Origin of the sequence: Acaryochloris sp. IP29b_bin.148, from assembly GCF_028285565.1 — a bacterium.
GTDB lineage: Bacteria > Cyanobacteriota > Cyanobacteriia > Thermosynechococcales > Thermosynechococcaceae > Acaryochloris.
Genome location: NZ_JANQOY010000070.1, coordinates 1 through 12,282 on the forward strand (window position 1 = coordinate 1; position 12,282 = coordinate 12,282).

Annotated in this window: 7 protein-coding genes and 1 tRNA gene; 2 read left to right on the forward strand and 6 right to left on the reverse strand. The window is 48.2% G+C overall.

Features of this window, described 5'->3' with window-relative positions; genetic code table 11:
- Positions 1-26: 26 nt before the first annotated feature.
- Positions 27-99: transfer RNA gene (locus tag Q0986_RS06515), tRNA-Thr, on the reverse strand.
- A gap of 405 nt (positions 100-504) precedes the next feature.
- Here Q0986_RS06515 and Q0986_RS06520 point away from each other — a divergent pair.
- Complete coding sequence (locus tag Q0986_RS06520) at positions 505-1,227, forward strand: hypothetical protein (RefSeq protein ID WP_299406346.1); 723 nt, start codon at positions 505-507, stop codon at positions 1,225-1,227.
- Between the two features lie 62 nt (positions 1,228-1,289).
- Here the strand turns inward: Q0986_RS06520 and Q0986_RS06525 are convergent, their stop codons facing one another.
- From Q0986_RS06525 to Q0986_RS06545, 4 genes are all read right to left on the reverse strand, one after another.
- Positions 1,290-3,506, reverse strand: a complete 2,217-nt coding sequence (locus Q0986_RS06525) for a molybdopterin oxidoreductase family protein (RefSeq protein ID WP_299406351.1) — start codon at positions 3,504-3,506, stop codon at positions 1,290-1,292.
- A gap of 303 nt (positions 3,507-3,809) precedes the next feature.
- Positions 3,810-5,561, reverse strand: a complete 1,752-nt coding sequence (locus Q0986_RS06530) for an iron uptake porin (RefSeq protein WP_299406356.1) — start codon at positions 5,559-5,561, stop codon at positions 3,810-3,812.
- Positions 5,562-6,014: 453 nt separating this feature from the next.
- Positions 6,015-7,607 (reverse strand): MFS transporter, encoded by a 1,593-nt coding sequence (locus tag Q0986_RS06535; protein ID WP_299406360.1) that lies wholly within the window; start codon positions 7,605-7,607, stop codon positions 6,015-6,017.
- A gap of 81 nt (positions 7,608-7,688) precedes the next feature.
- Complete coding sequence (locus Q0986_RS06545; RefSeq protein WP_366918531.1) at positions 7,689-9,608, reverse strand: ferredoxin--nitrite reductase; 1,920 nt, start codon at positions 9,606-9,608, stop codon at positions 7,689-7,691.
- A 209-nt stretch (positions 9,609-9,817) separates the two neighbouring features.
- On the opposite strand from Q0986_RS06545, the gene Q0986_RS06550 reads away from it, so the two are divergent.
- Positions 9,818-11,047, forward strand: a complete 1,230-nt coding sequence (locus Q0986_RS06550; protein ID WP_299406364.1) for a HEAT repeat domain-containing protein — start codon at positions 9,818-9,820, stop codon at positions 11,045-11,047.
- 154 nt (positions 11,048-11,201) lie between these two features.
- Here the strand turns inward: Q0986_RS06550 and Q0986_RS06555 are convergent.
- Positions 11,202-12,282, reverse strand: a 1,081-nt coding sequence (locus tag Q0986_RS06555) for a chlorophyll a/b binding light-harvesting protein (RefSeq protein ID WP_299406368.1), incomplete at its 5' end; no start/stop codon positions are given.

Consider the following 12,282-nt stretch of genomic DNA (forward strand, 5'->3'; position numbering starts at 1 on the left):
GACTATGTAAAGGTTTGATTTTAAGAAGCTGGTGACAAGACTCGAACTTGCGACCGGCTGATTACAAATCAGCTGCTCTACCAACTGAGCTACACCAGCACGCCTAGCTATTATATAAGTGCTATGGTCAAAACGCCCATACACAATCAGCTTGCTGATCCATGATAATTCAGATATTCCCCATTTTTCAGAAATGGAGGTAAATTCTCTGTAGATTGTGGGGAAATATCTTATTACCCTGCCCTCGCCCAGGAGCAAGGGTGCCATAATCTCCAATGTTGCTCGGATATTTTACAAGGATTCCAGTAAGGTTGGCATTTGCGAAAACCGGCTTAATAGGTGTGAGTAAGGCCTGAATATTCTCTCAAAAAGGTGATCTGTCCCCCTTCTCAACGCTCTGATTAGAAGTATTTAGGGAATATTAAAGACAGGTAACTCAACTCAAATTAGCCCAACACAATTCCGAACAGGCCCATCATCCCCCTCAGGAGTGGGGATCTTCTTATGCATACGGATTCAATTGTTGTTATTGAATTAACAACACTGGTTGCGATCGCATTTGTAGCCATTCACTACTGGTCTCACCCTCTCCATAAGTGGCTCTACTCTTCCGAGAAAATTGCAATCTCCTTTGGTGGAGGGATGGCCATCACTTACGTCTTTCTGCATCTCCTACCAGAACTGGAAAAAGGGGATGTTTTCTTAGGTCAATTCTCTATTCATCTTGTGACGCTGATCGGATTTTTGCTCTTTTACAGTGCTCAGCACTGGATTTGGTCACAGACAAGGGACGATTCCCAGAAACATCACACCAGAGCATTTTGGCTACAGATGATCTTTGTCAGCGCCTATAACTTCTTGCTGATTTATTCCATCCCAGAACAATTTGAGCAGAGCATTCCTTTTGCCTTTATCTATATTTTGGCAATGAGTTTGCACTTGTTATCCACTGATTATCATTTGAGTGAACGATACCACCAACTGTTTAAGCATCAGGGACGGTTTGTGTTGATGGCAGCCATCACTTGCGGACTGGTCACAGATTTATGGGCTGAAGCTGCCAATCGTATGTTCTCAAATACGCTGACGGCCCTCTTAGCTGGATTTTTGATGTTCAATATTTTCAAGGAGGAAATTCCAGACCATAAAGATACCCGTTTTTTCTGGTTTGTTTGTGGTGTGGCCGTTTATATCCTGCTTTTAGGCAGCTCTTGGTTGTTGGAATGAAGTCACCAAAATAGTGGAAGAGGTCTTTGATCCAAAATACTCAACCATGCACAATCAATAGTTTAGTGGGCCACTGCTGGCGTGGATGTTTCGCTGGACTCTAACTGATTTGAGATCGCAGGTAGCGTGTGTACAGGAATCAGTTGAACAGCACAAGCTTTTAGTTCTGGCTCTAAGGAAATGGGGCACGCTTCTGGATGGGTAAGGGCATTGACTTCAGCATGGTTCGCCCATAAAGCGCCCCAGTGCATCGGCATAAAGACTGTGCCAGGTGCAATGGCCTTAGTAACTTTGGCAGGGATCTGGGCAAAGCCACGGCGCGATCGCACCTCTAATACTTTCCCTTCCTGAATGCCGATGCGGGCCGCATCCCTGGGATGAATTTCGATAAAGGGATTGGGGTACATTCCGGAAACCTTCTCAATCCGGCCCGTGCGGCTTTGGGTATGCCAATGACCGTAGAGTCGTCCCGTCGTCAGCACAAACGGGTAGTTTGGATCAGGGGGTTCGGCCAATCCTTTGGCATGGAAGGCAGAGAACTGGGCTCGGCCATCCTCCGTCGGAAACCGATGATTAGTGTAAAGCCGTTTACCCGTGGCGGTGGCATCAATGGTATCGCCCACTGCACAGTCAGGAAAGGGCCATTGAATCGGGCCTTTTTGCAGAAGTTCATGGCTGAGTCCGCTCATATCACAGATGCGATCGCGCGTCAGTTCCACAAACTCTGCATACACCTCAGCAGAATTAGCAAAGGCAAACTCTTTCTCAAATCCCAATCGGCGACCGACTTCAGCAAAAATTTCCCAATCGGCCCGAGCGTCGCCCACCGGATCTCGGAAGGCCGGACAGTAGGTGACCACACGTTCAGAATTAGTCATAATACCTGTTTTCTCGCCCCACTGGGCTGCAGGTAGCAGCACATGAGCGTAATCGGTCATTTCCGTCGGAAAATAAGCATCCTGATAGACCGTAAACCGAGATTTACGCAGTGCTGCTTTAGTTTGCTGAATATCCGGCATACTCACAGCAGGATTAGTGGCAGCCACCCAGAAAAAACCAACGCTTTGATTTTCCAGACCCAGAATCATATCCCAGGCCGTCAGACCCGGTTGAGGGGAAATACTGCCGTCTGGTAACTGCCAAGCCTTTTCGACGTCCTGACGATGTTGGGGATTTTTCACCACCCGGTATCCCGGCAAGATATGAGACAATCCACCGGCTTCACGCCCCCCCATCGCATTGGGTTGTCCCGTTAAGGAAAACGGTCCTGACCCAGGCTTGCCAATGGTGCCAGTCATCAGGTGCAAATTAATGATTGTGCGACATTTTGCCGTTCCTTCTGAGGATTGATTAATCCCCATCGACCACAGGGAAAGCACCCGCTGCGATTCGCTCCAATATCGCGCGGCTTTTTCAAGTTCATCGACTCGAATGCCACAATCTCTGGCAACCAATTCGGGAGGGTATTGGCTGATCACACTAGCGAAACTGGCAAACCCTGACGTACATTCATCAATAAAGAGAGAATCAAATTTGCCCCAACGCATCAGTAAATGGGCAATGCCGTTGAGCAAATTAATATCAGTCCCCGGCTTAATCGCCAAGTGCAGATCAGCCTTCTCCGCTGTCTTGGTCCGCCTGGGGTCAACCACAATCATTTTGACATGGCGATTTTTCTTGTGGTGCTTCAGCAATCGATTAAAAACGATCGGATGGCATTCCGCCGTATTCGTCCCGATTAAAAAAGCGCAATCCGTCAGTTCCAAGTCGTCATAACACGCAGGCGGACCATCAGAGCCAAAACTTTGGATATACCCAGCCACGGCTGAAGACATACAGAGGCGAGAATTGGCATCAAAATTGTTGGTCCCTAAACAGCCCTTGAGTAATTTTTGGGCAATGTAATAATCCTCAGTTTGAAACTGCCCGGAGCCATACATGCAAACAGCATCTGGTCCTTGATTTGCAAGCACAGATTTGAGTTCATTGACAACCCGTGTTAGCGCTTCTTCCCACGTCACCTCGCGAAACGATTGGTCTAGGGAATCTCGCATCATGGGGACACGAAGCCGATCCTTATCTAAGGCACCTGTAATGGTTGCCCCCTTGACACAAACTTGTCCTTTGCTAGAGGGATGAGCTTGATTACCGCGCACCCGCCATATCGGTGTTCCAGCACTATCTCTATTGACAGGCTTTCCTGGTAAGGCCGGAGGCAAAACTTCCAATCCACAGCCTACCCCACAGTAAGGACATAAAGTTTTAATGGGTTGTGTCATACCTGTTTTGGATTAAGCAAGGGGCAGAGGAAAAAGCTGAAAAATAATATTCCTAGCTCTATGATTATCAATAATGCAATCAACGGCTGTAAGATTGGCTACTATATCAATTTCAAACATGCAATCTACACATCATTTGCATGCAATTTGATCATGTCTCAGTGGGTACGCTCCTTTTGCCGCAAGCAGATCGATCTCCCAGTCTGTAGGTTGTACAAATCTAGCAAAACCATCAGAAAAACCTAGGGAAGGCAAGAGGCTCGTTCCCTAGGTCATCCACTTCTATCTATTTTGAGGAAGCGATTAGAACTTAAAGGTCGTTCGAATAACCCCTACTAAGATGTCACTGTTGGCGGAGTTGCCTTCAGGATCGATCAGGTAAATAACACCCGGTGTAATGGTGATGAAATCATTAACGGGGAAAGAATATAGCGCTTCTAGGTGAAAGGTTTGATCTGGGTTTTCCCTAACAGCGACATCATTGTCAATCACTGTGGGGGGTACACCGAAGATCAGACCGCCAGTGGCGCCTTCAATCCCTAAGTCGGGAAAGGCAAAGTTAATGGCCGCATTGATAATATCTGCTTTGTTATTGGTGTTATCCTCACGGGCACTTGTGTAGCCAAACCAACCGCCCACAGCGAGCCAATCGGCTAGTTTGAAAGATCCTTCTAAGCCGAAGGAGTCACCCGTGATATTATTCGCACCACCGAAGGGATTATTGGAAAATACCGTTCCTGTACCAAACCTCATTAAGCCATCAGGGGCTTCATTACGGATATAGGTTAAGCCGATTTGAGACCCTTCTGAAGGTTTGATGCTGAGTTGAGCTAAAGCGCTATAGGTTCCACCAAATAACCCACCTTCATTATTTAATGCCGGATCTGCAGTGGCTTGGTTTGCGCGCCCCGCCAAGTAGCCTAGATCAAGACGCAGTTCATTTTCTTTATTGAAAGTATAGGATGTACCCACCCCCGCAACGCCGGGTATTGCAACTGTTCCAATCCGATAAATGGGGTTGCGCTCACCAAAGAAGGAAAGCGCACCCTTTCCGCCCCCAAATCCTTCAAAGTAAGGGTTGATCGTAGTTGCGTAGTAATGGTGGAACGCTGCATTGGCAAATACGGTCACATCCAACTTATCGCCAATGGGGAATTTGTAATCCAAGCGATCTAGGATAACGCCGTTGTCTGTATTACCCGTATCAAACGCAACCCGAGTTTGAAGGGTTCCCGTATTCGTAATGCCTGGTAGCCCCCCTTGAGTCGGATCGTCAAAGTTAACGGGGCGATTAGAAGCTTGCAGACGGGTGTATAGCCGATCTCTACCTGTGAAACTGGTGATAAAGTTTAACCGTGCACGTTGGTTGAAAGATACGCGTCCACTAATATCATCACCGTTGGTCGCATCATCACCGGCTACACCACTGAAGGCAAAAATGGCTTCCCCATTCAATTTGGTAGTAGTGGAAAACTGTTGGGCCTCTACGGTTGCCACTCTAGCTTCTAAACCATCGACTCGGCCTCGAAGGGTTGCCAGTTCAGCCGCAAATTCGTCCTGAAGTGCTTTCAGGGCATCCAAGTCTTCTTTCGTCGCAAACCGATTGCTCAAATTATCTAAGCAAGCGTTAACTAAAGCTGCTGCTTCCCGACGAGACATGGCACGGCTGGGACGGAAGGTGCCATCTGGATAACCAGCTACACATCCATAGCGTTCAACCAAGGACTGAATGGCTTGGAATGCCCAGTCATCCGGTTGCACATCGGAGAGTTGAGAAACGGAAGTCACCTGACCTAAGGCAGCATCAGAAGCATGCAAACTCGGATCAGCGGGGAAATAGGGGTCGCCTTGATTACCGGCAATGTCTTCAATAGACGTTGCCGGGCTGGCGAGGGTAGGGGTTTCCACGGCCTGGGCTATTTCCAGTTCGCTATCTGTGGACGGCAGTTGTGATGGGGAAATGGCATCATCACTAGGGATAATATCCAATTGTTGTGCAGTGACATCCCGATTTGATGGATTAGGGGCTGCTTGAGCAGGAATGCAATGAATCATTGCGGTTCCTAAAATACTGGTACTTAAAAATAAACGGTACCAGGATAAATATTTAAACATGGTCTTTCAGTAACCTCACACCGAATTAATTAGGCAGAACTTGAAGAGTGATTTGGGTTCAATGTCCGCTCAGTTTAATGAATACCTCTCACCTGATTTGTATCTCTTCGTACAACTAAGCGTAGAGATATGAGCAATTCGCACAAATTATATGCATTTTTTGCACTGAGTAGTACCCAATTTAAAAATCTTGAAGTAAAGAAAAAAATCTTCTTTTTGAGATAGATGACATCTTGATTATTGTTCTCACCACCTATTCAAAGTCCAGTAAATCAAGAGATGAATATCATTACTCTCATTAGAAAAGCCAGAGACTTATGAAATACATAAATCTCTGGCTTTTGTCAAGGATAAACTGAATTCCCTAATCCGTTTATAACCGATTAAAAAGAGCTATAAAGTGGTTGGATATTTGGCTCTTACAGGGCTATTAGTAGATACTTCTTCCCCCTCATGGTGCTCGGCAAAGGAGCCTTGAGGTTCTTCTAGGAAGAAAACACATAGAAAGGCGACAATCAGGCCCGTAATTCCTAAAACTTGGAAGAAGCTAGAGTTCACAGCAGCCATATTGGGATTTTCACCGGCACCGTCTACGAAGAGAAGACGAGTGGTCAGGTAGGCAACCGCACCCACGTTACCGTAAGCACCCACGTTACCTGCGATTTGACCCGTGACTCTGCGCTTTACTAGCGGCACAATCGCAAAGGTGGATCCTTCAGAGGCTTGGACAAAGAAGGAGCAGGCCATGGTCAACAATACGGCGCCAGGTAACCACCAATTGCTGGTGACTTGACTCATCATCAGGTAACCAATGCCCATACCGGCGGTAAGTATAACCATGGTCCATTTGCGGCTACCCATTTTGTCGGAAATGATGCCGCCACCGGGACGGGAGACCAAGTTCATAAAAGCATAGCTAGAAGCAATAATACCGGCCATGGCCTTGTCTAAGCCAAACGTCCCTTCGAAGAATGCAGGGAGCATGGTGACCACAGCTAGCTCTGAACCGAAATTGACAATATAAGTCAGTTCCAGGATGGCTACTTGCTTGAACTTATAACGATCTTCAGGCGCATAGCGCTTCTGGCCTGAGAGTAACTCTTTGTTGGCACTCCAGCAGTTGTAAGACTGGAAAGCATACAGACCCAGGAGAGCCACCCAAGTAATATACATGGCAGATGGCGTCAAGAAATTGACCTTATTTAAGCGCCAAGCCAACACCATCAAGATTGCAGTTAACGGAATATTCATCAACATCAGGAAGTAAAAGTCACGAACAGATGTGACTTCTAAACCGCGAGCACTTTTAGGCCGTTGATAAACTTTTCCAGGTGGAGTATTGCGAACATTGGCATAGTAAATAAAGCCGTAAATGGCGGCAATAATCCCTGAACCGGCAATGGCTGCCCTCCAGTTCAAAACAGCGCTGGAAAAAGAGAAACCCAGAACAGTGAAGGGTTGAGCTTCGCCAAAGTTGAAAGCACCGGGAACAAAGCTTAAGGCAGTGGCAAATAGCACCATGGTAAAGGCAGAGAAGGCAGAACCGAAGTTGCCCCATCCGCCATAAATACCTTCCGCAGTTCCCACTTCTTTGGGCGGAAACCACTCAGCGGTCATGCGGATACCAATCACAAATCCGGCACCGACAATCCCCATTAGCAAACGACCGATCACGAGCTGGGTAAAGCCTTGGGCCGTAGCGAAAATCAAACAGGGAATGGCTGCATACATTAACAGCAACGAGTAGGTTAAGCGAGGGCCATAGCGGTCTAGCACCATGCCAATAATGATTCGGGCAGGGACCGTAAGAGCAACGTTACAAAGACCAATGGTTCCCATTTGGGGTTTGGTGAGTCCCAAATCTTGAGCAATCGTGGTGGCAAAGGGTGGAAAGTTAAACCAGACCACAAAAGACAAGAAAAACGCAAACCACGTCATGTGTAGAATTTTGTAGCGGCCCTTAAAGGACCACATCTCCGTTAACATGCATTCTTCTCCAAAACAGAAATAAAAAAACTAAATCAGCCAAAAACAACGCGATAAGCCAATAAGCCAAATAAAAACTAACTAGGCATCCAGCACCACTTTGCCCACGGGATAGGCAATGCAGGTCAAGATATGCCCTGATGCGGCATCTTCCTCCTCTAAGCCATCTGGATCGGCTTCGTATCGAAATTCACCCTCAAGCAGCTTGGCAACGCAGGTGCCACAGGTTCCGGATTGGCAACTGCTGTCCATCTCAACACCGGCAGCCTCCGCAATTTCCAGCAAAGATTGGCTATCATCGCAATTGACTTCCTTGCCCGAAGCTGCGAACTGGACCACAGCGGGCTGGGACGCTGGAGCTGGTTTAACCGTCGGGGTTGGTGCGGAAGACACTGCTGGAACGACTGGAGCAGAAGGCGCAAAACCGTTCTGACTCACTGTGCCTTGCAGGTTGCGTTGACGAGCCAGTCTGGCCGTCTTTGGGGATGGACGCGGCGTGGATCGAGGTTGAGCGTCAAACTGCTGAATGAGAATATCTTTAAGGACGTCTTTGAGGTCATCACAGGGGATGGCTTTTTGGACTTTTTCGCCCAGAACAGCATCTTTACCTACTTTGCCCCCCATAAATAAGTCCACGGCTTCGACGGTCTTGCCATCCTTACGAGTTTTGGTACCCATCAGGCCAATATCGGCCACTTGGGGTTGACCACAGGAATTTGGACATCCGGTCCAGTGAAAGCGAACAGGTTTAGGCACCTCCAGCTCATCATCTAACTGATCGATCAGCGCCACGGCTCGGTTTTTGGTTTCAATTAGGGCAAATTTACAGAACTGATTGCCCGTACAAGAGACCAAGGCCCGCGCCAAAGGATCAGGATTGGTGGCAAACACGTCTAATAGCGGCTCTTCTAAAAAGGAGTCTAAACGGGAGTCAGGAATATTAGGGATAATGACGTTTTGCTCCACTGTGAGACGAACTTCGCCGCTGCCATACACTTCTGCCATACGGGCCAGTTCAAACATGTCATTGGCATAAAGACGGCCAACAGGAACGTGCAAACCGACAAAATTTAGACCGGGTTGTTTTTGGGCAAAGACACCGAGATGATCGCGCTTGTCCCAGTCGAATTCATCTTTTTCAGCGGCGGCTTGGAGGGTAATGCCCATCTGTTCTTCAACGGCAGCTCGGAAGCGTTCGACACCCCAGTCTTCGATTAACCACATCATGCGAGCTTGGTGGCGATTGGCCCGAGCACCGTTGTCTCGGTAGACAATCAGGATGGCTTCGCTAATATCGACGACTTGGCTATGGTCAACCCAAACGTTCATGGGAATGGCGGGGGCACAGCGCTTGGCGGAGAAGAAACCACCGACGAGTACATTAAAGCCAAGCTTGCCCTCTTTATAAGCCGGAACAAAGGCAATATCGTTAATTTCCGCATGGACGGAGTTATCGCGACCGCCTGCGATCGCAATATTGAATTTCCGCGGCAGATTGGTAAACGCCAGGTTGCCCTGACTATTATTGGTGATCATGTCCTGGACCTTGCGAACCAGGCCTCGGGTATCAATCAGCTCATCAGCATCCAAACCTGCAACAGGTGAGCCGGTAATATTGCGGACGTTGTCCATGCCCGACTGCACACTGGTGAGTCCGGCTTGCTGAAATCGATTAAAAATATCAGGAATATCTTCGATGCGAATACCGCGCAACTGAATATTTTGGCGCGTGGTGATATCGGCATAGCCATCTTCGCCATACCGCTGAATCACTTCAGCTAGGACTCGCATCTGTCCACCGCTAAGAATACCGTTGGGCATCCGCATCCGCAGCATAAACTTGCCAGGCGTGACCGGTCGGAAGAAGAGTCCGACCCATTTGAGGCGCTGGGTGAGATCCGTTTCATCCATGGCTTCCCACCCAATTTGGGCAAAGTGGGAAAGTTCAGGCAAAATTGCCAAACCATCTTTTTCCGCTTTATAGCGCTCAAACTTATTCATCTTGGGCGCTGCCGGGGCGGTGTTAGTCACGTTGAATCCTCTTGAACTCGCGTCTTACCCATAGAGAATTGATCAAAGTCAATTTCTAGGATTGGGATACTAACTTAGCGAGTCCTATAAAGACCGTTCGTATCAGTCGTTACGAAAGTGATAGTCTGTATGTAGTTTTTGCAAAGCAAATATGCTGAAATTGCATTTCAGTCCCCAAATTGTTCAAGCAATTTGGGGAGAATAACAGTGATATTCATCCACGAACCGCTGTGAGTGAACTCGCATCCGTTTTAACAGAGCTGGAACAAGGCGATTTTGCCTCTCGCTGGGAAACAGCAAAGCATATTCCTGATTTTGGGGATTCCGCGATCGCATGTCTGATCGATCTGCTCGATAAGAATGTGGAGGATCCAGAGCTGCAATGGTTTGTAGCCCGTATCCTCGGTCAGTATCATCATGCTGATGCGGTGATGGCTTTAGCCCAGCTACTCCAAAATACCGAAGATGATGATGTGGCTGAAATTGCAGCCCAAATGTTGGCCCAAATTGGCCCACAGGCCATCGATACATTAGCCACATTACTTGAATCTCAGCCGTCTCGAATGCTGGTCGTCTCTGCTTTATCCCAGATCCAAGATGCTGCCATTGTGCCTATCTTGCTCACGGTGGTGATGGATGAAAATGCCTCAGTTCGACGGCAAGTGATTGAAACCCTAAGCCGCTTCCATCATGCGCAAATTATTCCAGCCTTGCTCCAAGGATTGGCTGACTTGAATGCCCAGGTTCGCCAAGTTGCGATCGCAGGCATCAGTTATCGCGCTCATCTCTTACAAGAACAGGGGCACGATCCGGTGACGCTGATTCAGCCGTTCCTCAAGGATTTGGATATTCAAGTTTGCCAAACGGCCGCTTTGGCCCTGGGCCGTTTAGGCACGAACGTAGCAGCCCAGGCATTACGCACGGCTAGTGCGGAGAAGATCCCCATTCCCTTAAAACTGACGATTGTGCAGGCGCTGGGACAGATGGGTAATGATCAGTCTGTGCAGGTGTTACAAAAGCTATGGCCCCAGAGGAAGTCTTCGCTACAGGTGGTGGATGAGGAGGATCAAACCCTAGCAGCAGCAATTATTAACGCCCTAGCGCTGAATCGCCCAACGGATCAATCAACACAGGTACTAATTCATTGTCTTCATCATCAGCCTATGTCTGATCTGGCTCTGCAAAAAAGCATTGCCAGTGCTCTCGGACAATCAGGCGATCTACAAGCAATACCGGAGCTGATCCAGCTTTTGGGGACACCGGATATGGGGGTGAGACTGCATGCGATCGCAGCCCTCAAACAAATCGCTGCTGAAGAGTCCTACTCCAAACTTCAGGCTTTAGCAGCAGACAATACAGTGGAAAAAGAGGTGCGAGACGGCGTTGCGATCGCACTGCAAGAATGGTGAGTCAAGATAGCTGGCCGAACAGCGCCAGTACGCCGTCTCAATTAAAGCGAAGGGGCTGGTTCTGAGACGTCATCCACACAACCAGCCCCCCTACACCCATCATGATCTAAATTCCAGAAACAGCGCAAAAAGCATCAGATGCTGATGTTTGAGGTCAGTCTGAACTATCAGACGAGCTGGCCTCAGCTGCTGGAGCTGACTCTGTAGACTCTACGGTTGGAGTTGCCTCTTTGACGGCAGCTACGCTCGTGTTTTCAGCAGCTGGAGCTGCCCCGGTAATAATCGATGGTTGTTTGACAAAGGTTTGAGAGAGCGCCTGAGGGATATCTTCAAACTTAACGCCCATCGCCCGTAGGCTATGGAACAAATGTCCTTGCAGACAGTAGAAACCCAAATAGTAAGTGATATTGGCTAACCAAGCCCGGGAACTAAATACACCATCAGCCAAATCTGCCGTGTCCTTAAAATAAGGCGTGAAGTCAAATTTCACTGCCAAGGCTGGACCATAGAACTCCACCGGATAGACAAAGGTATTGACCGCACAGAAATAGGCAGAAATAAACCCCATAATGGCAACACCGCCCAGGGAAAGGCCAATCAAACCATCAGCACTGTAATTATCTTGTCGAGCCCCCAAGCGCTGTTCCCACTTAAATGGGGGAACCAGAATATGCCAAATACCACCCGCAATATCCAGTAAGCCCACTAGAAAATGGCCTGCCGCTAAGTCACCCAAGTTATCAATCAAAAAAGGATTATACCCAGGGGTTGACCAACCATATTGATAGATATGGGTAAAGTTCTCCATCGAGGGGGTAACGGCCCGGACTTCACCAATAGTAGGGTCGTACAGTCCGTGATATTTCATCCAGCCCACAAAGATCAAGGAGGCAAAACCAATAAAGATTAAATGGTTGCCCAGGATATACCCCAGACGTTTTGGATCATCCCATTCAAAGGAAAATTTTTCCGTGTTTCCCCGTCCCCCCTGGGACAGATCGGACGGTCCAATTTGGGCATGGTAGTAAGCACCAAAAAACAGCACTATACTTGCCACCATATGCACCAAGGCAACTTGGACATACACTGCTGGGTTAGTCACTACTCCACCCGCACCGACACCAAAGCCTTCAGCGGCCAAATGAGGAATCAGGACTAAGCCTTGGTCATACATGGGCAAGCCTGGATCAAACACTTGATTCTCAGACAAGGTATTGATGCCGACCCAAAACATG